Consider the following 22,965-nt stretch of genomic DNA (forward strand, 5'->3'; position numbering starts at 1 on the left):
CTTCACTGCGTGGTGACAAGACCCAAGGTCTGCGCGCGTGATACCGCTTGCGCGCGCTTTTCCACACCCAGCTTGGTGAAAACGCTCTTGAGGTGCGACTTCACGGTCTCAGGACCGATATCAAGGCTCCGAGCGATTTCCTTGTTGGACAGTCCGTCCGCGATCAGTGTGAGAATGTCGGTCTCGCGAGGACTCAATGCGCTGAGAATCCGTGCACCGGAGGTCGGCGCCAAACCATCCTGTCCTCCTCGCTGCAGACCTGCCACCAGCCGATCGACATAGGGAATCAAGTCTGTCCTGACATTGCCGCTCTCCTGAGTCGCCTGGAGAAGCCTGGAAATGACTGGGCCCTCGTCCAAAACGGTCTGATAGAGACCGGCTGCAGCGCACGCAGTAAGCACGCGCCGAAAACGGCTCACCGCTTCCGCGACTTTGCCCGAAGTGAGCTGAACTGCCGACAGACGGATCGAAATGCAGATCAGGAACTGACGATGCTGCATTGCTTCGGCTTCGCGTTGTAGCTGTTGCAGGATCGCAATGGCTTCGTCGGGCCGAGCTTGCTCCCCCAACAAATGAGCGCGCGCCAACTTGTGGTGCCATTCAATTTCCGACCAGGCGCAAGGCCTTGGTGCCGGATGCTTCCCCGCAAGGCGCTCCAGGCGATCGACGCATGCGGTGGCTTCATCCAGTCGGCCATCGTTCAGGTAGAGTCGCGCTTGCTCTGCTATCGCGCCAGCCGAGAGCCTTCCCCAGTCCCGCGCGACGCCCTGATTTTCAGCTCGCTCCAGGAGAGTGCGGGCACGCTCGAAATTCATACGGGCTGCAGCGACTCTTGCGATCACGAAATACGTGCTCCACACGCAGTCGAGCATCGTCGCAGAGCTGATCAGAGACGTGCGATCGATGACCCACGCCTCCGCCTCATCGAGCTGACCTTGTTCGTATTTAATTCGCGCAATCAAACTCGCGGGCAAAGCTGCGGCAATCGAGTTCGGCCCGACATCTTGCTCGGCGATCCGCAAGGCCTCGCAATAGTGCCCATCTGCCGCCGCGAGGCGTATTTGCCGTTCCTCCGCAAGTCCTTTAAGGCAGTGGCGATAGACCGATGCAAATAGGTTCCTGTGATCCTCCTCGACTGAATATGGGATCCAGGGCGTCGCATGGAATTGCTTGAGGTTGCCCGCTTTCATATGACCGAAGCGAACGACATTTGAGGCAACGTTCGCAGTCCACGGATCAGACGAACCTTTCATGCAGGCCTGTGCCAGAGGCAGCGCCCGCTCGCTGTCATCCTTCAGCGCGATAGCAACAGAGCGGATCGCCTGGCATTCGCACAGCAAGTTGCTATCTGGCAGAGCCATTGCAGCGATATCGCCCTCTATGTCAGTTGCGAGCTTCAGGGCCTCATCAAAACGAAGCGCGAGTCCCAGCCCCCAGGCGATGGCCAATCTGACCTCGCTCTGACCGCGCATGAGTTCCTCGGGAAACTGGCGCTGCCATTCGAGCAAGGTGAAGAGATCGCCTCTCTTTATCAAAGCCATGGCGCAATTCTTGATCCAGCTAATCGCACGATCAGAGTCGCCGGCTGCGATCGCGTGCTGAACCGCCTCAGTCCATAATTCTCGAGAGGCATACCAAAGCGCCGCACGCCGGTGCAACTCGGGAGTCTCGATGCCCCGGTCCGCCTCCAGCCTCTGTCTCAAATATTCGGCGAGCAGCGCATGATAACGAAACCAGACGCCATCATTATCGAGCGGCGTGAGCAGCATTTGGCGCTGGGCAAGCGATGCCAGGATTGTGCGGCTCGAGCTCGAACCGGTTACGGCTTCGCATAGAGGACCGGAGAGCCGGTCAAGAATGGCCGTTCGCAGCATGAAGTCGACCAATTCCACCGGAAGCCCATCCAGCATCTCCGCCAGATAGGCGGCAATTGGACGCTGCGAACCCGAGAGATTATGTACATACGCCTTAAGGCCGAATCCGGACTGCGAGGGCATGGACGAGATAATTCGCAGGGCCGCGGGCCACCCTTCAGTCTTGCGTTGCAAGAGTTGGACGTCGGGGACTTCCAGAACGCCAGGCTTGGTGCTGTCCAGAAAGGCTTTTGTCTCCTGCATGTCGAATCGCAGGGCTACGGCATCAATCTCGATCAGCTGATTCTGGGCTCGCAACGTCGCAATCGGCAGGGGAGGTTCGGCGCGCGTCGTAAGCACCACATGACAGTGAGACGGTGCGTGCTTCAGAAAATAGGCGACCGCCTGATGGATGCGAGAAGCGCTGAGCCAGTGATAATCTTCCAGAAACAGATAAACATCATCTTCTATCTCTGCCAGATCGTTGATCAGGCTCGACAGGATCGCTGTCGGGTCGATCAGGTTGTTCTCGAGGATCAGCCCAATCGCGCCGGCGCCGACGTCCGGACAGGCATGGTGCAGGGCCTGAGATACGTAAAACAGAAACCGTGTGGCCTCGTCGTCATCTGAATCGATGGTCAGCCACCCAACGCCATTGCCGCTTTGCTCAAGCTCCTCGGCGCAGGCGGCCGCCATCGAGGTCTTGCCGAATCCCGCTGGCGCCTTGATGACGGCAAGTCGCTTAGCCGGGAGTTCGGACAGGATAGCGACGAGACGGGGGCGCGCGACCAGCCCCTTGAACCGTGCCGGCACGGTTTTGGTCGCGAGGAATGGCAGCTGTCCCATGGCAGGCAGGGTGCCCGTTCCAATAGCAAGATTGCCTGAGCGCGGCTGGATCAAGGGCTCCCCCTACCCACGTCGGTCATTCCCCCATCCGGGGGATACCCACAGTGACGAAAGTGTACGACCTCTGTAAGCGAGAGGGAAGCGCAGGGCATCATTGGCTGCAAGCGTCCCGACGCCGGTCGCCGAAGCAAGCTCATGTCTATCAGGAACGCACGCTTGGGTTTCGCAGGGATAATTGAACACCCGGACAAACAGACTAACTCCAGGCGAAGAGCCATGGCTGACGATGATCTTCAAAGAAATCTGCAGTTTGGCCCCTTTGAGCTTTCGAGCAGGGAGAGGGTGCTGCGGCGTGAGGGTGTGGTGTTGCCCCTTGGTAGCAGGGCCCTGGACCTCCTGATCTACCTTGCCGAGCGTCCGGGCGAGGTGATCGCAAAGCAGGAGCTGATCGATCACGTGTGGTCGGATGTAACGGTCGAGGAGGGGAGCATCCGGGTCCACGTGGCCGCGATCCGCAAGGCACTTGCTGACGGCCAATTTGGCAACCGCTACATCGCGAACATCAAAGGACGGGGCTATTCGTTCGTCGGCACCGTTGTCCCCCTCGGGGGCGGCACGGAAAGCAGGAACGCCAGGTTCCGGCACCAAGGCAGGCTCCCCGTGCGACCGATCATGATGATTGGCCGCGAAACGGTCGTCAGCGAGGTTAGCGAAAAGCTTCGAAATGAGCGGTTCGTAACACTGCTCGGTCCCGGCGGCATCGGCAAGACGACCATCGCCTTGGCTGTTGGCCGCGCCGCTGCCGAGGAGTTTGGCGGGAATGTCCATTTTGTCGACCTGGAAAGCCTTACCGACCCACGGCACGTTGCGGAGGCTGTCGCGACATCCCTGGGACTTGCACTCAAATCGAAAGATCTCGGCTTGGAGCTGGTCGACCTCGTTCGTTCGCGAAAGCTTCTTATTATCCTCGATAGCTGTGAGCACGTGATCGAGGCGGTCGCCTCGCTAGCCGAGCAACTCTACCAGCAAACCGAAGAGATCCATGTTCTGACCACGAGTCGAGAATTGCTGAAAGTAGAGGGCGAGCATTGTTGCCGGGTTCTCCCCCTTGATTTTCCACCCGACGGCTCAAAGCAAACGGCAAATGCCGTGCTTCGATATCCGGCAGTGCAGTTGTTTGTACGGCGCGTGGCGGCGAGGGCGGGAAGCGTCGTTCTCACCGACGAAGAGGCGCCCCTTGTCGCGGAAATGTGCCGAAAGCTCGACGGCATACCCTTGGCAATTGAGTTGGCGGCGGGCCAGGTGGCCGTACTCGGCCTCAAGAACACGGTCGCTCGCCTGGCGTCCCGGCTGGAATTGCTGAAACTAAGCCATCGGACGGCCGTTCCCAGACATCGGACGCTTAAGGCGGCATTGGATTGGAGCTACAATCTGCTGTCTGATGCAGAGAGGATTGTTCTTCGGCGCATTGCTCCTTTCGTCGGCCATTTCACCCTTGAGGGCGCGCGGTATGTCGCAGGCGAACTCGGCGCAGGCACCGGAGAAATTTTTGACGCGATCGCCGGCCTGGTCGAGAAGTCATTGATAGCAACTCGCATCGACGAAACGCAGGCGCAGTATCGGTTGCTGGACACGACCCGGGCGTATGCACTCGAAAAACTGGAGGAGCATGCCGAAGTCGAGTTGGTCTTCCGCCGGCATGCAGAGTACGCCGCCGGATACCTCGAAGCACAAAGGGTGGCGCAGTTGGCTCTGGCAAAGGCTGAAAGCGGCGCCGCCGATCCCAGTCAATCGGGAAATATTCGTCCAGCGCCGGAGCGGAGCTTTGGGCCGCGCGGCAATGGCCAGATCGCGACGGGACTCTCGGCCGCTTCAATGCGTTCCAGCCAATTGGGTAACGTCCGCGCGGCGCTGGAATGGAGCTTTGGGCCGAATGGAGACAACGAGATCGCGACAAGGCTTGCGGCCGCGTCAACGCAGCGGTTTCTCGAATTGTCCCTGTTGATCGAATGCCGAGTCTGGGCGGAGCGAGCGATCGCCCGTCTCGGAGATCAGCACAAAAACTCTCGCCGGGAGATGGAAATCTACACGTCATTGTCCTTGGCCCTGATGCACTCCGAAGGGAGCAGCGAGCGGGTCCGCGAGGCATTTTCCAGGGCGCTGGACGTTGCGGTCATACAAGGAGACTTTGCCTACGAGCTGCGGCTCCTGAGCGGGCTCTTCATGTATTACCGTTGGAACACCGACATTAATGCTGCGCTCGATATCGCCTCTCGAAGCAAAGAGGCGGCCTTAAAAACCGGGGATCACGACGACATGGCGCTCGCTGAATCGATGTTGGGCGCCGTCCATTTTTTGGCCGGAAATCACCTCGTCGCAATACGGCATTTCGAATCAGGGCTGAGCCACTCGGCGTCCGGCTGGCGCTTCCGCGCGGGGCAACACTTGTTTCATAACAACAGCCTCTTGCTCGTTGGGATGGCACGTAGTCTGATGTACAGAGGTTTGCTGGATCAGTCACTTGACTACGCAAAGCGCGCCATAGAGGAAGGAGAGAAATCCAATCATCCAGCCACGCTGTGTCGATCTCTGAGCTTCGTTCTTCCGGTCTATTTGGCCCTGGCGGACTCTCTCCGGTCGGAACAGTACATCGTGCAGTTGACCGAGCTCGCGGCGGCCTACTCCTTGAAGCCCTACCGTGCCGTAGCGACTGGCCTGCGAGGTCAGTGGCTGCTCCTTCAAAATGATCTTCGCGAGGGGATTCCACTGCTGAAGAGAGCTTTGGAAGAGCTTCACACCCAACGTCACGACTCGCTCAATATGGAATTTCTCTGCGATCTGGGTGCGGGTCTTATTGCCATGGGCGAGCACCAGGAGGCGCTGACGCTGACTGTGAACGCAATTGATGTGCAGCAGCGCGGCGGAAAGTTTGTCTACATGCCCGCTCTGTTCAGGATGAAAGGGCTCATCTTGGCGTCTCGATCGGCCGAGGATTATTTTGAAGCCGAAGAAAGCCTTCTGTCCGCAATCGACTGGGCGAAGCGCCAGTCCGCCACCCTGTTCGAATTGAAGGCTGCGACAGACCTTGCCGAGCTGTTGCTGAAACAGGATCGCGTGCCCGAAGCCCGCAAATACCTAAGGGCGGCTTTCGATCGAACACCAGCCGGGATTGTATCCCCCGATCACAAGCGCGCCCTGCAAGTCCTCAGCCAGCTCCAATCCGGCACCGAGCCCGTCGGCTAAAGCAGCACCTTCGGCGATTGTGCGCCGTCTGCGCAGTCGGGTTCAAGTCTTCGCATTCCGATACAAGCCCACGCCTGCAAGTTGGGCGCATGTTGTGGCAGGAATGATCACAGCAGGGCTTGAATGCTATGGGCAAGCTGGTCGCGGACATCATTGTCGAAACCCTGCAGAGTGCAGGCGTCAAGCATTGTTACGGCGTGGTGGGCGATACGCTCAACTTGATCGCCCGCTCGCTCGAAAAAAGCCAAATCGAGTGGGTGTCGATGAGGCACGAGGAAGCCGGAGCGTTTGCCGCGCAGACGGAGGCGCAGGTCGCGGACCGCCTAACGGCAGTTGCCGGCAGCTGCGGCCCGGGAAGTCTGCATTTCATCAACGGGATATACGAGGCCAATCGCAATCGGGCGCCCGTCATCCTGATCGCAAGTCAGATCATTCGCGACGAATTGGGCTTCGATTTCATCCAGGAGGTCGACTTAAAGCAGGTCTACAGGGACTGCAGCGTCTTCTGCGACATGATCCATACGCCGGAACAGGCGCGACGGAAGACCGTGATCGCCTGCCAGACGGCCTTGGCGAAACGGGGCGTTGCCGTTCTGATCGTGCCGGCGGATATCTCCGCCTCGGTCGCGGATGATAAAATCCCTTACGCGGTGCACGTCACAAGGCCCGTCACGCGACCGAACGATGCGGATCTCGCCGAGATCGCAGAGATTCTCAACAACAGCGAAAATGTAGTGCTGTACGGCGGATCGGGTTGCCAGGGCGCGCATCAGGAGATTCTCGCGGTCGCCGACAGGCTGAAGGCGCCGATCGCGCATACGTCGCGGGCAAAGGACTTCCTCGAATACGACAATCCCTACAACATCGGAATGACCGGGATGCTCGGCAACGAGGCCGGCTATAACGCCATGCTCGATTGCGACGCGTTGTTGATGCTGGGCGCAGACTTTGCCTGGCGTCAATTTTATCCCGACAAGGCAAAGATCGTGCAGGTCGATATTGACCCGACCCATCTGGGGCGGCGTCATCCGGTCACGAAGGGCGTTATCGGCGATGTGAAGGCGACGATGGCGGCGTTGCTGCCGAAGCTGGTTGAGCGCACCGACGCCTCGTTCCGAAGCGCGTACCTGAAGCGCTACGCGAAATATCGCGAGACGGAACGGGCTAAAGCTGCTGGCGGCCACGATGGCAGTATTCCTGGAGACTACCTGACAAAGGTGATCAACCGCCACGCGGCAAAAGACGCGTGGTTCACGGCTGACGACGGTACCCCGGCCGCCTGGGCCTATCGCCATATCGATGCGAACGGTCAGCGCCGCATTTTGCCAGTCTGCTTCATGGCACAATGGCCAACGGCATGCCGGGGGCTATCGGACTGCAGAAGGCAGAGCCCACTCGGCAGGTGGTCTGCATGGCAGGCGATGGCGGGATTTCGATGCTGTTCGGAGACCTGATGACGGTCGTCGCACAGGGGTTACCAATCAAGATCGCCGTCTATGACAACGGCAAGCTCGGCTTTGTGGAAATTGAGCAAAAGGCCGAGGGCATGCTCGACACCTTCACGAAGCTGAAGAATCCGAATTTTGCAGGGGTTGCCCGCGCGTTAGGTCTCTGGGGCGAGACGGTTTCAAGCGCGGACCAGCTGGAGACCGCGGTGAAGGACTGGTTGGCGCAACCAGGGCCAGCGCTTCTGCACGTGCACGTCAACCCGATGCAACTCGTCATGCCGCCATTCACGCAGGTAGAGCCGGCGATCGGGATGGCGCTTTATTCGACCCGCGCCATCCTGCACGGCCGGGGAGGCGATGTTTGGGAAATGGTGAAGGAGAATTTCCTCTAGTTTGCGCCAGGTTTCGGGTGTCGAAAAATTAGGTGTCGTTTTTGGCCGGCGTGGGTTCGATTCCCCCAAAAATCGCGATACCAACACTCCCGCCATCTACCAACAAAGATACCAACAAATTTGCCGGCTAACCCAGTGTTGGCGTTGAGCGAGCAACGCACAACAAACCCGCTTGCAGACTGCACTCGTGTCAAGAAAGCGAATGTGAGTGCACAATGACGAGCACGTTTTGTACTCGCAAACAGTATTCGCGTTTTCGATTTGTTGGAGATGGACATTCATGCGTTTCAACGGGGGGCGAAATTAGGAATCGAAATAGTCAATTAAGTTATTGATATTGCGTGATTTTCTAGACTGGTGCCCCTGGCCGGTAACTGCCTAATGCCATAACTATTTGAATTTGAAGTAGTTTTCATCGTTGATGGCGGCCGATACCAACGGAAATACCAGCAAGATGACGCGCGGTAATAGCTGGCAAAAATAAAACAGCAGGCTCCACGGCAGCAGGCACGCCCCATGCCGTTCTGATCTCCACAATCGTCTCGACCGGAATCGAACCCGGCTCTGGTTCGAACTCCCGTCGGAATCGACCGAACATTATATCGCGAGGTCAAGCGAGGATCTTGTTATGCGTACCCCATCCATCGTACCCCACGATGCCGGGCGAGACACTTACCTCGCGCTGGACGACTTCGGGGTCGATTCGGTTGGGCTTGGCGCGAGACCGACGCCGAAAGCGCTGATCGCGCGACGCCGATCCGCGATCTGCTGGACGTCCAATGACGATGGCGTGCCAATGTCCGACAACACGCTGAACAAGGCGCTGCGGACATGGGCTACGATACTGGCCCCGGCGGCGACCACTGCGCGCACGGCTTCCGCTCGACCGCGTCGACCCTTCTCAACAAAGAGGGCGCTTCGACGGCGATGTAGTGGAAGCCCAACTCGCCCACGGCGCGGAGAAAAAAGGCGCCAGCGGCGCGACGAGGTGGTGCGGTGTCAGCTTGGCAAGGGCGACAAGAACAAGATCCGCGGCATTTATAACCGTCCGGCGCCTATTGGGCCGAACGCGTGCGTTTTAATGCAGCATTGGTCAGAGCCTCGACAGCCTACGCGACGGTGCGGCCGCCGTCTCGCTGCGCGGATCGGCGGCCTAGCTTGCTCTCGTTTCGACCCTCGGCAGCGAAGCGTGATATTCATCCACGCTGTCGAGGTCGATCATGGTCTTGCCTCCCATCTTGTAGGCCCTGATCCTCTCGCGGGCGATCAGCTTATAAGCCTTGGTCTTTCCGAATTTGCCATAGCGGCAACCGTGCTTGAACTCGACGAGCCGGCGCCGCTTGTTGTTATCATTGTCAACCATGGTTCCTGCATGTGCTTCGATGATCTCCGCCACAATCGGATCAAGCCCCGCTGAGCGAGATGGGCATTTCCATGGCGCGACCTTGGTGTCGACGCGGGCTTACCAGGAAGGTGCTGCTTTTTTGGTAGTTGACGAGGTTCCTGCTGACTTGTTTCGACGCCATCTGCGCGTAGCCCAATTGCCGGGATGCGTTGATCTATATCGCCTACGGTGCCAAACAAAGCTCTCTCTGATGCCGCGGCTAATCCTGCGCGCTGTAGCGTGCAAATCGGACAGACCGGAAGCGCTGTTGGTAAGCTCGTAGCACGCCGTCCCCGCGCTCACTTGGCCCCGTTCGGCAACTTCCGGTGTACAAGCGCCATTCAAACTCATAACCTGAAGGTCATAGGTATATCCCCGCAACCACTTTTGTTATAACTCGCTCACCGTCCCAGTCTAACCGCCGAGACGGATTGAGCGTTTCTGAAGAACGTAGGGGCCGGGCGATAGGGCAGATCCAGCTACCGGAGGTGTGACCAAGTCTGCTCTCGACAGAACATCCCTAGAAGTTACCCTCTCGCGTTCTTTCCGTCGAGACTGCGATTGAGATCGAAGAGAAGAATCGCCCCTCAATATTTTAGCGACGAATCTGGAGCAAGACTTCGAATCTCTTCGGGCGCGCCAAATTCCCACCACTCAGAATAAGACTACGAACCCCGTGTCCACAGGAATGCGATCGTTGTTGGCGAGCTTCCGGTACCGAGTGCAAACAGACGTTTCACGCATTCTGATGGACCTCCGCTCGGCACCGCTCGATGTCGACATCGGCGACTCGAAAGCAGCAATCGATTCTGAGATTGAACCGAAGTCGTGCAGGACTCCGGAGCAGCGACAGCGCGCTCACATCGGCCCGCTTCCTGGCCAAGGCAAACCCGCGCTCGACAAAACGCAGGGTCCGTTCGGTCCGGTACTGCAGAAATCAGGTGGTCTTTGCATGTCGCTATAGGCAGCATCTGCCCCGATATGAATTCGGCGCGTCAGAACACGAGCGACTGACACAGATGATGGCTGGGCAAACCCGAGCGTTCCTTCGTTCAATGAAACGAAAGAACGCTCCGATAAGATCCTTGGGCGCGCTTGAACCGTGCGGCAGACGTGATCGTCTACGAGTGCAGCGGTCTGATGTTCTGGTTCATGCAGAAGAAGTTTGTCGGGTCGTACTTGGCTTTCAAGGCGACGAGGCGGTCGTAGTTGTCCCCATAGGTGGCCTTGAGCCTGTTGTCGTCCCCATCGTCCATCATGAAGTTCACATAGCCTCCGTCAGCCGAGTAAGGATGCACGGCCTCCCAATAGCCCTTGGTCCAGCGCGTGATCTCGCCCGCCTTTTGCGGATTGGGGTCGATGCCGGCGATGACCATCGACCAAGTGGCATCGCGCGTGTTCCAGGCGGTGTCGCTCTTGCCGATGCGACGGACAGCGCCGTCGATCGGATAAAGATGCATGAGCGAAAGCGCGCTCGGCAGTTTCTGTGCTTGGGCGATATGGGCGTAAATTGCCTCGTCGGTCAATTCTTTCACGAAATCACCGCGCCAGTACCATTGCAAGCCTTTCGGGAAGAACGGATCGAACATCGACTGGAGGGCCGGGTAGGGCATTTCGCCCATCCAGTTGAAGAGCGGCGGGGGCAGCTCACCGAGCAACTTGGCCATGACCGCCTGGCCATCTTCTGCCGGGCCATTGTAGCAAGCGATGATGGCGCAGGCGCGCTTGCCCTGATGCTCCGCCGGGAACGGGTCCATCGGTGGAACGGTCTTCAGGCCGACAAAGGCCCCAAGCTCCGCGGGAGCACCGGGCAGGAAATCCCTATACCTCTGCATAATGGTCCGGGCATTTTCGAGATCCCAGAAGACTGGACCGGCATAGACCATATTCACCGGATGAGCCTGGAACAGGAAGCTCGTGACGATGCCGAAATTGCCGCCGCCACCGCGCAGGCCCCAGTAGAGGTCAGTGTTCTCTGACTTGTTGGCGGTGACAATGCGACTATCGGCAAGCACGACATCCGCCTCAAGCAGATTGTCGGCGGTGAGGCCAAGCTGGCGGGTGAGGTATCCCGTGCCGCCACCAAGCGTGAGGCCGGCGATACCCGTCGTGGACACGATGCCGGCCGGCACGGCAAGCCCGTATATATGGGTAGCGTGGTCGACATCGCCCTGCGTGCAGCCGGGGCCGACGCGGACGGTGCAGGCGGTGGGATTGACCCGCACGCCTTTCATCATCGACAGGTCGATCATCAGCCCGTCGTCGACACTACCAAGGCCCGGCCCGTTGTGCCCGCCTCCTCGGATCGCGACCTTCAGATCGTTCTGCCTTGCAAAATTGACCGCAGTGACAACATCAGCGACGTCGGTACACCGCGCAATCATCACGGGACTCTTATCGATCATCCCGTTGTAGAGGCTCCGTACAGAGTCATAATCGGCATCCATCCGCCTGACGACCGGACCGCGCATGTTGCCAATAAAAGTTTCAGTGGCCATGGCTTGCATGACGTCCTCCTGTTCTACACAATGATCGGCTAGTGAGCCTGAGGTTACTCCCATCTTCGGGCAGGGGCAAAATCGGGCCTTCGCAACATTCCTCGGCGGACTTCACCATGAGTACTTCCGAGTTTGATCTCCGGCAGGCACAACCGTGGCGTGACCTTCCAACTGCTGTCAAATGCCGTCGAGCACCGCTCTGGCCTCACGGGAATCGACGGTTTCGAAGCCCTCAGTGAACGAGCCGTAGATCTTGGTGAGTTCATCATAGGCTTCCGCTCGTCGATCGCCCTCCGCCACAAGCCGCGTGAGCTTTGCACTGCCTCGTAGGAGAAGTGCGCGGGCACTTTGGGCTTGCGCGCTCTCCATGGCGCGCCGGAGGCAGCGTTCCGCCTCCGCTTGGTCGCGGGTTGCCAGAGCGAGATCCCTCGAGCAGGTGCAGACTGGCGTCGGTCCAGTGCTCCTCATTGCGCTCGGCGACAGCCCGAGCTTCGGCGAGAGTGACGATCGCGTCCTCAAGCCGTTGCGCTCGGCGGTAAAGGTCAGCAAGGATCCCCAAATAGTGCGGCAAACGCAGCTCAGCCCCGGTGGCCCGCAGGTCACGCACACCGACCCGAACGCGTGCGATACCATCATCGACATCGCCCTCCTCGGCGACGGCCCAGCCGTTCATGATCGCGGCCCAGGCGTCATAATAGCTGAACCCGTGTTCGGTGCAGATCGAGTGAGCCGCGTCGGCACGAGCACGGACCTCCGTCGGCTCGCGACGGAACTGGTGCAGCATCGCCGCGTATGCGAGCGCCACTGCCAAGCTAAACGGGTGGACGAGTCGATGGGCTAGATCGATCGCATCCTGCGCCGCCCGAAGCGCGGTGTCCGCGAACCCAAGATGCCAGTCGACATGAGCCCTATAGGCGCGGCCGAAGACGTGAATGTTGACGCCGCGCGACAAGGCATTGGCCGGATCGCCGGCATGCACGATCTTTGCACTGCTGATCTCCAAGTGCTCGCGCGCCGATTGGTGCTCGCCCTGATGGAATAGATTGAACGCCAGGGCATTGTGCGCGTCGGCCTGCATCACGAGATCGTCGCCTTGCTCGGCCAGGTCGACGAGCTCGGAGCCCAGTTCGCTCGTGCGCTGGATGTGACCGCGTACGTGATGCACATAGCACAGGCCGCGTAACGCCCTGGCGACGGTGACCGTACCGTCGCGCCAGGTGCTCCGCTCTGGCGTGCACCGTCTCGACCTCTGGGGCGGCAAAAGCCCCTTGTTGCGGTCAGCGGGGACCCAGTGCAATCTGCACCTCAAGCTCGCGGCGCAACTGCTCATCGGTGGGCGGGCGGTTCCCGAGCATCTCGAGGGCCGTGGTCAGGTGACTTATCGCCTCCCTGTTCGCCGATCGGCCAACAGCCATCTGTCCGGCTCGTAACCAAAAGTCGATCGCCCGATCGGCGAGCCCGGCTGCGGTCAGATGGTGCGCAAGGAGCTCGGGCTGACGCGCGACGACGTCGGCGAACCGCGCCTCGAGGACGGCGGCAATCCGGCCGTGGAGCTCGCTCCGTCTGCTCTTAAGCATCGAGGCGTAGGCGACGTCCTGGACCAGCGCATGCTTGAACGCATAGACCGCCTCGGGCGGCGTGCCGCGCTGAAAGACGAGCTCTGACTTCACGAGCCGGGCGAGCGCCTGGTCGAGATCAGTCGGTTCTCGTGCAGCGACTGCATCGAGGAGCTCGTAGGTGAACTCACGGCCAATGGCGGCGCCGACCTGGACCAGATCCTTGGCCGAAGCCAGGTGATCGAGCCGGGCCATGAGAGAGTCCTGCAGACTCGCCGGAATGGCAAGTACGCCACGCGATGCGACCAGCGCGAGACCCTGGGGCGTGTTGCGCAGCATGCCTGACTCCAGCACGGTCTTGGTGAGTTCTTCGATGAAGAGCGGAACGCCTTCGGTCTTCGCGACAATCTCGTCCACCACTGCTGGAGGAAGGCGGCGCCCACCTGACGTTTGCTCGACAAGAGCCGCCGCTGCCCGGCGCGCGAGGCGATTGAGCGTCAAGGCCGTTACATGCGGGAAGGACGGCCAGGGTGGCGTCATCTCCAGCCGGAAGGTGATGATTACGAGCACCGGCAGGCGCTGGACCCGTTCCAAGATCAGCCCGAGGAGCTCGATTGATGTCGGATCGTACCAGTGCGCGTCCTCAAACACTGACAGAACCGGCCGTCGCTGGGCCAGGCCTTCGAGCTCTGCGAGAAGCACCTCGAGTGTCTTGCGCTTCTGGGTCTGCGGCAAGAGGTCGAGCGGCGGGTATCGACCGTCCATCGGTATGCCGAGGAGAGCCGCGATGAGTGGGACGGCTTCGGTGAGATCGTCGGTCCCTTGGGCAAGCAAAGACACGAGCTTGGATAGCCGCATCGGAGGCGTGTCATCCCGCTCGAACGCCGCCGCTCGCTCGAGCTGGTCGATGAATGGCCAGAGCACGGTATTGGCGTGGTAGCGCGAGGCACGGTGAGAGATCCGAGTGTGCGGCTCGTCGGCGATCCGCTTTCGGAGCGCCTCGATGAGTCGCGACTTACCGATCCCGGCCTCTCCGGCGAGTAGCATCGCCTGACCCTCGCCGCTCTTGGCGAGGTGCCCGCGCTCGAGGAGAAGTCCCAGTTCCTGCTCACGCCCAACGAGCGGGCTCAGGCCCGCTGTGTGGAGTGCCTCGAAGCGGCTCTCCGCTGCTCCTGCGCGGGCGATCCGCCAAGCGTTGATCGGCTCTTTGAAGCCCCGCAGCTCGCATGGTCCGAGGTCCTCGACCTCGAACAGCCCGCCGATCAGGCGCCGTGTTTGCTCAGCGATGACGACTTCACCGCTCCGGGCCACAACCTGCAGGCGGGCGGCGAGGTTCGGGGTGTCGCCGACGACCGCTTCCTCCTGCGCCGCGCCGGTGCCGAGGAGATCACCTACGACGACGAGGCCTGTCGCGATTCCTACCCGCGCGGCAAGTGGGCGACCGTCAGGAGACCGCAGACGGTCCACGGCCTCGACAATCGCGATGCTGGCTGTCACCGCCCTCTCAGCCTCATCCTCGTGCGCGCGTGGCCAACCGAAATAGGCGAGCACGCCATCACCCATGAACTTGGCAAGGTGCCCCTCGAAGCGTGCGATCTCGCCCGCGACTGCGTTCTGGTAGGCAGTCAGCGTCTCCCGCATGTCCTCAGGATCGAGCCGCGTGGAAAGGGACGTCGAGCCGACAAGGTCGACGAACATCACCGTGAGCTGGCGGCGTTCTGCGTGGGACGGCCGCCGGATTGAGGCGGTGGACGACGATGCAGCCCCCAGAGCAGCCATCGCCGTTAGCAGCTTTTTTCGGTGCCCGAGCGGCAGACCAAGCTTCTCGAAGTCAGCGTCCGTGAGCGACGACAGTACGTCGGCATCGATAGCCTGCTCGCGGAAAAGCGCCGCGTAATCGGGAAGGCCGAGATCCTGAAGCCACTGCGCGACGTCCATTCCGCGACGCTCCGCCAGCCGGGTCCCCCGCAGTGAAGTCTAGCAGAGAACGAGAGCCTACGCGGGAATGTCTTGCCTCCGCTTGCCGGTCGCAGCAGTCCCTTTCACCCGGCTCGGATCGACCGGCGAGCCCGCCGGCAACGGCCGGCCATCGTGGTATCAAGCTTAACATAAGTGCCAATGCCGTGATTAAATAAGGCTATTATTGCTGCGGTGCATGAGTCCGCTGCTGGCGCCTTTGAGACAAGCCAGCCGCATCTGAGCATGTCTGTTTACAGGGGTAGATCGGAAGTGAGCGGCAGACGGTCAAAACGGCGCTTTTGACCCTGAGCAGTCATTCGCCGTAAGCGCAAACCCACAAGTGAGGCGCGGGCCTCGGGAGTGAGTCACGCTGGATGACATGGTCGGCGCGCTTGAGCACCTCGGCCGGAATAGTCCCGCCGGCGGCTTATGCGCACCCGTCACCCTGCGTCGCAAAATCGCAGGCTCGACCAAGCGGACGCTCGCTTCAAACTTGGCGTGAGTGTTGCCGGATAAAGCACTTTGCTGATGGATACACATCAGGCTGCTACCGGAACGCTCTCAGCTTGTCCTCGGATTCCGCCGCGAGCACTTGCTTGGCGTGATTGTATCCCGCCGCGACAACTTCGTCGTATCGCTTCCATTGCAGCAGTCCGACCTGTTCGATGCGCGGCTGAAACAGAAGATCGACGAATTTTCGCATCGCCTTCTGCTTCGAGACCGAACTGATGAAGGACGAATTCAGCATTGTTTCAGGCACCGTCGGCAGGCGGTAGCGCTGCATGTCCCACGACCGGAGTTTGTCACGAAGATGCGCAATGGTGCCCGGTATCTGATCGATCTCGAACACCCGGCCATCCTCGATCAAGAGGTCGACACCGATGATCTGCCGGGCGCCGCGCCGCGCCATCACGTCGACGGGAAAATTATTGAACATGCCACCGTCGAACATCAGGTGTCCGCCGATAAACATCGGCGGCAGCGCACCGGGAACGGCATAGCTCGCGATCACATTTCGCGCGAGATTTCCTTTGTCGAGAACGACCTCGCTGTTGGTGGAAAAATCGGAGGCAATGACGAAGAACGTCTTCCAGGTGTCCTCCGCGTCGATACTGGCACCAGTCGCGTTCTCGATGGCCTGGGCCATCGCCTCGTGGGTGCGCTTGCCCTTGATCAGCGACACCAGTGGAATGAAATTATAGTCGCCGGTGATGTTGCCCTTTGGATGAAGCAGAAAAGCCTTGTGGACGGCGGTGGAAATCCGCTCCGCCGGCAGATCGAGCGCGAGGCAGGTCCCCATGATGGCGCCGATCGATGTGCCTCCGACAAAATCGGCTTCGATGCCCGCCTCCTCCAATGCCTTCATGACGCCGACATGGGCGAATCCGCGCGCCCCACCGCCCGCCAGCACGAGGCCGACACCGTTGCCCGATATGATCCGCGCCAACCTGCGCATGTCGCGCGCAAGTTCCGGCCGGATGTGGAAATGCCTCGAGATGCGTCGGTTTTTCAGCCATTGCGCGGTGCCGGTCGGGCTTTTGGTCTCGAGGCCATGCAGAAGGACGAGTGTCCGCCGCGCGATCGAGACCGGCGTCTCGCCCGCGAGACAGCGGCTTTCCACGCTTGAAAGGCCCGGGTCCTGGCGGCCATCCCCGACCAGTAAGATTTCGTCGCAGTTCTGCAGACAGAACTGCGTCCAGGCGGACTCGCATGGGTCGGCGACGAGATAAACCGCCTTGCTCGCGGCCTCGATCCCGTCGATGTGATGAGCGATCGCGTCATGATTTTGGCGGACTGCGCTTGCGGCATCCGTGCCGAACTGCTGGCCGATGTCATTGGGACCCACGATCCTCGTGGCTGCGCTGTCCCGCCCCGCGGCCCGCAAGCGTCCCGCCAAAGCCGCTGCGTCGACGCCAGGCGAGACGGCAAGAATGCAGATATTGACAGGAACAGTCGGGGCCTGACGCTCTCGTTCCGACCGTCGAAACCGATCGATGACGATTCTCGTCATCTGCAGCGCGACCTGCGGGGATTTGGCGAGCGCCCGTTCGACGATCTGCCGCGTCACTTTGACGACCGATGAATCGCGCAAGGCGACGATGGAAGCGGAGCGTGGTTCGCCAGTGAACAGGGCAAGCTCACCGACGGTTTCGCCGCGGCCGATTTCGCCGAGTATTTTGCTTTCGCCGTTGGCTTCCGCCAGCGCCAGCAATCGGCCCGACAGCACGAAATAGACGTCGTCACTGTGCTCGCCCTGGTGAAACAGGACGCCGCCCGACGGCAGGTCGATGAATTCGGCTGCGGCCTTGATGCTTGCGATCAGCTCGGCGTCGTCCGAGGCGAAGTGGCCTTTCAAAATGGTTTGCAGCAGGTCGTGTCTGTGTCGATCGTCCCCGTTCGGTTTCGACATGGACGTGCATCCCATCGGTGGACCACAGAGGTCTGCCAAATCGTTTTACGGTTCGCAATCCCCTTTCAATCGAGACCGGCAGCTGGAGCATCCCATGCGGCCTGGCGGACCGGCCGTATCGATTGTTCGTCGTGATTGCGGCGGCGCAAACTCACTTATGCTGCAACGCGGTCATGCCCTCCCGATGGTCGCCGGGCAGCGCGTTCACTCCCCATTCCGCGCATCCGCGCAGGGACGGCGACGATGCCCGCGCTAAGATGGCGGATTTCCGGTTATGGCGGCACTTTTCGGACCTCGCGTTCGGGCAGCGCGACGTCCGATCATTGGGGCAAAGCAGACATCATTTTGAAACGAGCCGACGTCCGAGTCTGACCCAAGAGCTAACTAGGAGGGTATGACCGCTTCTGGCGCAAAGCGGACGTCGACCCAAGTGCCGGCTCTCCGAGTTAGCATTCGACGCATATTTCGCAGAAGAGATTGATGGCTGTACAGGTTGCAATGCTGGTGGGAAGTCTGCGGAAGGGATCGCTGACGCGAAAGATCACAAAGGCGCTTATCGCTTTGGCGCCCCGTGCGATCGCGAGTGCGTGGCTTCCCGACCCGATATATCCGCGTCCGCGATGGGCGTGGTGGGGTTCAGGACATGCGATAATCATCGCGAACGGCATCGACCAGAGAGCAAGAATCTGGCCACTGGGCTGATGCTGAACGAGACCTCGGCCCGCGACGACGACGCTGCGAGAACCGCAGGCGGGCGCTGTCAGTGCGCGGCGCGGTCGTCCGTGGGCTTGGCTTCCGGCGCCAGCACCAACTCTGCGTCGGCGGCGACATAACGGACATGGCGGTAGTCGCGGATGAAACTGATCCGGCCGTCGCGCCACTCGAGCCACATCATATAGCTGGGCTTCGGATCGGCGCGATCTTCGAAGACTGCAATCACCTCCCGGCCCTCAAGCCAGGCTGGGGCGAGCCACACGCCCTCACTCTTGGCATAGATGGTGAAAAACAAACCGGCGTCCGCACGACCGATGCGAGGCGGATGCGAGGACTGATTGAGTTTCACATCGTCGGCCAGAAGCGCCCGCAGGCTATCCCAGTCCCGCTGATTGAAGAGCTCGGCATAGCGCGTCACCGCAGCGGACGCCGGCCGCGCTTCCGGAGGCGGACCAGCTTGCTCATTGATCTGACGAAGACGCGCGCGGCCCCGCGCCAGATGCCCCTTCACCGCATCGACGGTCAGGTCGAGCAAACCGGCAATCTCGATCAATGACTCATCGAGCACGTCCTTAAGAATAACGACACTCCGCTGGAGGGTGGGAAGCTCCGCGAAGCGCGACACTGCAGTGTTGACCGCTTCCCGGCGCATCAGCATCTCCACGGGGTCAGGGCTGGCCGAGTCGGCGACGTCCGAGGCCGCGTCGATCGGTTCAGCCTTCCGCGCCGCTCGGCTCCGCAGCAGGTCGAGGGCGCGGTTGTGCGCGATCCGAAACAACCACGCTCGAAGCGGCGGCGCCTCCTGCAGATCTGGCAGTGCCACGAACGCACGGACGAGCGTGTCCTGCACGACGTCCTCGCCTTCGATGACCGATCCCATGAGACGCGCGCAATAGCGATGTAGCTCGGGCCGCAGCTCGTCGGCCAAGGCGAGGAGCCGCGCCCGGTGATCGCCGTGCGCTGAGATCCGTTCTACGCTCAATCCGCGAACCCCTCCATCATCGTGACGCCTTTGTCGCCCGTCAGCCCAAAGGCAAAGCCCTCAGCATGCGCCGGGTCGTGCAGCACGGCCACCACGTTCTCGCCGAAGACCCTTGGCGGCATCGGCGCCCCAAAGCGGGCCACGAACGCCTCGGGCTCGATATCCATGGCTCGTGCGTAGGCGCCGGCGGCCGTGTCGCCGATTCCGGTACCCAGAATCATCTGCCGCGGGAGGATCGTCTGGAAGCGGATGCCAAGTTTCCTCTGCTCGGAAACGCGATTGGCGTATTTGGCCATGAACCAGAGCATGCGCTTGGCGCCACCATACCCGCCCGACATCGGCGATCCCTCCACAGCCGCGCCGCTCGACACCACCAGGACGCGGCTCCCGGGCTTGAGTGGCAGGTTCAGCGCGCTCTGCAGCCAATGGAACCCCGCTTTGACATCGTGCTCCCAGGGTGCGGTGAAATCCGCCCAGCTCATTTGGTCCAATCGCCCCATCGGTGGCTTCGCCCCGGCGTTCAGCGTGAGAATGTCCGGCCGAACGTCGGCAAGGATGCGGTGGGCGGCGGCCTCGTCCCTAATGTCCGCCGCGACCGTGGAAACGTCCAGTCGGGCCCGGACGGCCTCAAGGGCATCGGATTGGCGCGCGACCACCGTGACCCTGGCGCCGTGCTCCACGAGCGCCTCGACCAGCCCGAGGCCCAAGCCGCGGCTTCCGCCGGTGACGACGACATTCTTATCTTTGAGGTTCATCGGTTCTGCTCCAGTATTTCTATGAAGCTAGGACGATTCAGCCTCGAAAAAAGAGTCAATCAACGGTCTGCCGATTGGAGCCCGGAACTCTTAAAGAGCAGCTTGAGGTGAATTCAAGGGCGGGGCCGGTCTTTCGGCTCCGCCTCGTCGTTCGCGTAATGAGCGGTTATGGAACGGCCGCTTATGGTGGCGCGAAGCAGACATTCGTCCAGACGACGAGGTCCCGAACAGTGCCAATCGCGTCGTTCTGATCGCCCGACGGTCACCTCCGATCTCCCGATGAACGGACATTTTTAGAGCCGGTCGGCATGTCTCAAAAGTGGCCAACAACGGAAATGACGAACTGCATTCGATCACCTCGTTGGCGCGGCCGAGCGGCGATGGCACAATGGTAAGCCCGATTTGCCTCGCCGGTGGCGACCGGCTCCCGGACAGGTTGCATTTGCGCGAAATCTGGCAAATGCTTGAAGGTAAGAGTCTTCTCCGGGGAATCGCGGAACCGGGAGATCCTCATGATTGCCATTCACGGCACAAAACGCCGGCGCGGCTTGATATGGTTTGGTACGGCACGCGCCATCATCGGGATATTTCTTGCGGCCGCGTTGGCTTGTTGCACCGCGATCCCCGCGACGGCGGCAGAGGACCTCTATCGCGCACAAACCGTCGTGACGGGCCAGGGCGAGGCAAATCGCATGATCGGCTTTGCGTCGTGCATGGAGGACGTCCTCATCAAAGTATCAGGAGCCGAGAGGCTCGCGGGTGACCGCCGGTTAGCGGCGTACAAATCGAAGGCAAAGGATTTCGTCACAGCGTTCGATTATCGCGATCAGTTCTCCGGCAAGCCCGAACGCGACGAGCAGGGCACACGCGATCGGCCATTCGACCTGACCGTCGACTTCGACAAGGAGAAAATCGACGGCGTGCTCAAGGCACTTGGCTTGAAGCCGTGGCTTTCACGTCGTCCGGTGCTTGCTGCCTTTGTCGAGATGGAGCAAGGCGAGCGGAAATTCATCGTCACGTCGGATGGAACGCAATCCGATTTACAACGCGACGCGCTGCTCGCGGCGGCTGCCAGGCGCGGGATGAACATTGTGCTGCCGACCGCGGCGGCATTGGCGAAGGCGAACATCAACGGTACGGAGCTGAGCAAGACGCCGTCCTCGACGCTGGTCTCGCTCGCGGCCGGGCAGGGCGGGGAAGTTGCCTTGGTCGGACGCCTGGTCTGGAATGATCAGGACCTTGGATGGGCCACGCAATGGCAGATCGACCGGGCCGGTCGGCCGCACCGCTGGCGGCTTCGCGGCGTCACGTTTGATGAAGCCTTCCGGCGCGGCATCGGTGGCGCCGCGCAGGTGCTGTCTGACAAAGGCGAAGCCGGGAGTCGGGAATGACGAGGTGCGAACCGATTTGAGGTTTAGCAAATCTCTATAGTTTCGGACGTCCGCTTTTTGGCGCGAAGCGGACGTCCGACGAACCACGGGCGTCAGCCAGTGCCATACGCGGACGTCAGTAAAAGCGCAAAGCCGACATTCGTCTCCCGGCGACCAATCAATTCGCTTGCGGCGTCGTCTCCAAAAATGCACACCGCTGCGTTGGTTTTGGCCGGGAATAAGAACGAAGCCGGCTTCCAGTGGCTTTTCCCCCGGCGCGACGGAGATCCATGAACGGTCTCGTCGATGGCCCATACTTCCTCCGGATTCGGATCCGGCGCGAAGTAATGGCAATAGACCACCCGAAGGTTCGAATTTCCGCGGTCGAACTGCTTTAACTCTCGACGATCTTGTCGAAGCGCTTGCGGGCGCTCCACTAGCCCTTTGGCTCTTCTAGCCACGCGCACGAGCAAGCCTTTGACGCTCAATCTACGCAAGGAAAACCACGGGACAACTTCGTCGACTAGAACACCATGGCAATTCGTTGCAGAAATGGCTTACGCGCAGGTGAACTCCGTCATTGGCTCATCAATATCAAGCGCGTTTTTTGGAACGATCCGAGCCTGTCTGTGAGGCGCTGTCGCAAGGCTCGATGCCGGGGTGACGAATATTCCGAAGATGGGCGGCGAGATTGGCGAAATCATCGGCGCGCGGGTCGCTGCGGCGCCAGACCAGCTCAATCGTCCGCGAGTAACCGGCCAGCGGCAAAGGCACATATTCGATGCCGTTGATTTCGGTGACCGCCAGTGCCGGCATCAAGGTGCATCCTTCGCTCGCTGCGACCATGTATTTCAGGGTCTCTAGACTGGTCGCGTGGCGGTTTGAGGCATCTATCTCGGAGCATGCCGCGATCGCCTGCTCGCGGAGGCAATGGCCTTCTTCAAGCAACAGGCGCTCGTTGGCCTCCAGGCCCACCCATCCCATGCCGCGCGGCGATGTGGCCGAATGGCCGCGTGGACACGCCATCACGAAGGGTTCCCGGAACAGAGCGGCTTCGCTCAACCCCGGTTCGATGACGGGGGCCGAGATGACGACGGCATCGAGGTCACCGCGGATCAGCGCGGCAATTAAATCGTCGGTTCTGCCTTCGCCGAGGACGAGGGAGAGAGCGGGATAGCGTGCGCGCAGATCGTGGAGGACGTGGGGGAAATAATAGGGTCCGAGCGTCGCTATCGCGGACAGCCGGAGCTTGCCACCGAAGGGTTCATCGGAGCGGCTGGCGAGGTCGAGGAGGTTGCGGGTCTCAAGCAATATCTTCCGCATTTGATCGACGAGTTGCCGACCTTCAGCGGTTACGATCAAACGCCGGGTCGTGCGCTCGAAAATGACCGTCTTGAGTCGGGCTTCGAGCTTGCTCACTTGCACGGAGAGGGAGGGTTGGGCGACGTGACACCGCTCGGCCGCCTTGACGAAGCTGCCAAGCTCCGCAACGGCGACGGCGTATTCAAGATCGCGAAGAGAGAGACCCGAGACATTCATATGCCGCGATATAGGA

Annotated in this window: 14 protein-coding genes; 4 read left to right on the forward strand and 10 right to left on the reverse strand. The window is 60.7% G+C overall.

The window, feature by feature from the left end; all coding sequences use genetic code 11:
* Positions 1-2: 2 nt before the first annotated feature.
* Positions 3-2,753, reverse strand: a complete 2,751-nt coding sequence (locus B5525_RS15105) for a LuxR C-terminal-related transcriptional regulator (protein ID WP_197687923.1) — start codon at positions 2,751-2,753, stop codon at positions 3-5.
* Between the two features lie 222 nt (positions 2,754-2,975).
* On the opposite strand from B5525_RS15105, the gene B5525_RS15110 reads away from it, so the two are divergent.
* The 3 genes from B5525_RS15110 to B5525_RS46285 all read left to right on the forward strand — a co-directional run bounded on the left by B5525_RS15110 (position 2,976) and on the right by B5525_RS46285 (position 7,782).
* Positions 2,976-5,942: an ATP-binding protein gene (locus tag B5525_RS15110; protein ID WP_172899882.1), complete on the forward strand. Its 2,967-nt coding sequence runs from the start codon at positions 2,976-2,978 to the stop codon at positions 5,940-5,942.
* A 128-nt stretch (positions 5,943-6,070) separates the two neighbouring features.
* Positions 6,071-7,396, forward strand: a complete 1,326-nt coding sequence (locus B5525_RS15115; protein ID WP_244567903.1) for a thiamine pyrophosphate-binding protein — start codon at positions 6,071-6,073, stop codon at positions 7,394-7,396.
* Positions 7,300-7,782 (forward strand): thiamine pyrophosphate-dependent enzyme, encoded by a 483-nt coding sequence (locus B5525_RS46285; protein ID WP_244568045.1) that lies wholly within the window; start codon positions 7,300-7,302, stop codon positions 7,780-7,782. Before B5525_RS15115 ends, B5525_RS46285 begins: the two co-directional genes overlap by 97 nt.
* Positions 7,783-8,935: 1,153 nt before the next feature.
* Here B5525_RS46285 and B5525_RS15120 read toward each other — a convergent pair.
* The 7 genes from B5525_RS15120 to B5525_RS15160 all read right to left on the reverse strand — a co-directional run bounded on the left by B5525_RS15120 (position 8,936) and on the right by B5525_RS15160 (position 20,040).
* On the reverse strand, positions 8,936-9,145 hold the full coding sequence (locus B5525_RS15120; RefSeq protein ID WP_079573394.1) for a helix-turn-helix domain-containing protein: 210 nt from the start codon (positions 9,143-9,145) through the stop codon (positions 8,936-8,938).
* 1,142 nt (positions 9,146-10,287) lie between these two features.
* A complete protein-coding gene (locus B5525_RS15130; protein ID WP_079566717.1) occupies positions 10,288-11,673 on the reverse strand; it encodes an FAD-binding oxidoreductase in 1,386 nt (461 codons plus the stop codon).
* 256 nt (positions 11,674-11,929) lie between these two features.
* Positions 11,930-12,829, reverse strand: coding sequence for a hypothetical protein (locus B5525_RS15135; RefSeq protein ID WP_154073235.1), 900 nt, complete (start codon positions 12,827-12,829; stop codon positions 11,930-11,932).
* A 112-nt stretch (positions 12,830-12,941) separates the two neighbouring features.
* Entirely contained in the window at positions 12,942-15,158 is a 2,217-nt protein-coding gene (locus B5525_RS15140) for an ATP-binding protein (RefSeq protein ID WP_079566719.1), read from the reverse strand.
* A gap of 568 nt (positions 15,159-15,726) precedes the next feature.
* Positions 15,727-17,589: a patatin-like phospholipase family protein gene (locus B5525_RS47190; RefSeq protein WP_079566720.1), complete on the reverse strand. Its 1,863-nt coding sequence runs from the start codon at positions 17,587-17,589 to the stop codon at positions 15,727-15,729.
* Positions 17,590-18,349: 760 nt separating this feature from the next.
* Complete coding sequence (locus B5525_RS15155) at positions 18,350-19,231, reverse strand: sigma-70 family RNA polymerase sigma factor (protein ID WP_276328851.1); 882 nt, start codon at positions 19,229-19,231, stop codon at positions 18,350-18,352.
* 50 nt (positions 19,232-19,281) lie between these two features.
* The gene (locus B5525_RS15160; protein WP_079566723.1) at positions 19,282-20,040 is read right to left on the reverse strand and encodes an SDR family oxidoreductase; all 759 of its coding nucleotides are present in this window, start codon (positions 20,038-20,040) and stop codon (positions 19,282-19,284) included.
* 413 nt (positions 20,041-20,453) lie between these two features.
* Between B5525_RS15160 and B5525_RS15170 the strand changes: the two genes are divergently transcribed.
* Positions 20,454-21,431, forward strand: coding sequence for a DUF2066 domain-containing protein (locus tag B5525_RS15170; protein WP_244567904.1), 978 nt, complete (start codon positions 20,454-20,456; stop codon positions 21,429-21,431).
* 92 nt (positions 21,432-21,523) lie between these two features.
* Here B5525_RS15170 and B5525_RS15175 read toward each other — a convergent pair whose 3' ends face one another.
* Positions 21,524-21,847, reverse strand: coding sequence for a hypothetical protein (locus tag B5525_RS15175; RefSeq protein ID WP_154073236.1), 324 nt, complete (start codon positions 21,845-21,847; stop codon positions 21,524-21,526).
* 157 nt (positions 21,848-22,004) lie between these two features.
* Positions 22,005-22,949 (reverse strand): LysR substrate-binding domain-containing protein, encoded by a 945-nt coding sequence (locus tag B5525_RS15180; protein WP_079566727.1) that lies wholly within the window; start codon positions 22,947-22,949, stop codon positions 22,005-22,007.
* Positions 22,950-22,965: the final 16 nt, after the last annotated feature.

This window comes from Bradyrhizobium erythrophlei (genome assembly GCF_900129505.1).
GTDB classification, from domain to species: Bacteria; Pseudomonadota; Alphaproteobacteria; order Rhizobiales; family Xanthobacteraceae; genus Bradyrhizobium; species Bradyrhizobium erythrophlei_D.

Excerpts from the sequence above, each read along its gene's own strand:
- B5525_RS15120 (WP_079573394.1), bottom strand. The coding sequence starts at position 9,145 with ATGGTTGACAATGATAACAACAAGCGGCGCCGGCTCGTCGAGTTCAAG.
- B5525_RS47190 (WP_079566720.1), bottom strand. The coding sequence starts at position 17,589 with ATGTCGAAACCGAACGGGGACGATCGACACAGACACGACCTGCTGCAA.
- B5525_RS15160 (WP_079566723.1), bottom strand. The coding sequence starts at position 20,040 with ATGAACCTCAAAGATAAGAATGTCGTCGTCACCGGCGGAAGCCGCGGC.
- B5525_RS46285 (WP_244568045.1), top strand. The coding sequence starts at position 7,300 with ATGCCGGGGGCTATCGGACTGCAGAAGGCAGAGCCCACTCGGCAGGTG.
- B5525_RS15140 (WP_079566719.1), bottom strand. The coding sequence starts at position 15,158 with ATGGACGTCGCGCAGTGGCTTCAGGATCTCGGCCTTCCCGATTACGCG.
- B5525_RS15115 (WP_244567903.1), top strand. The coding sequence starts at position 6,071 with ATGGGCAAGCTGGTCGCGGACATCATTGTCGAAACCCTGCAGAGTGCA.
- B5525_RS15180 (WP_079566727.1), bottom strand. The coding sequence starts at position 22,949 with ATGAATGTCTCGGGTCTCTCTCTTCGCGATCTTGAATACGCCGTCGCC.
- B5525_RS15110 (WP_172899882.1), top strand. The coding sequence starts at position 2,976 with ATGGCTGACGATGATCTTCAAAGAAATCTGCAGTTTGGCCCCTTTGAG.
- B5525_RS15130 (WP_079566717.1), bottom strand. The coding sequence starts at position 11,673 with ATGCAAGCCATGGCCACTGAAACTTTTATTGGCAACATGCGCGGTCCG.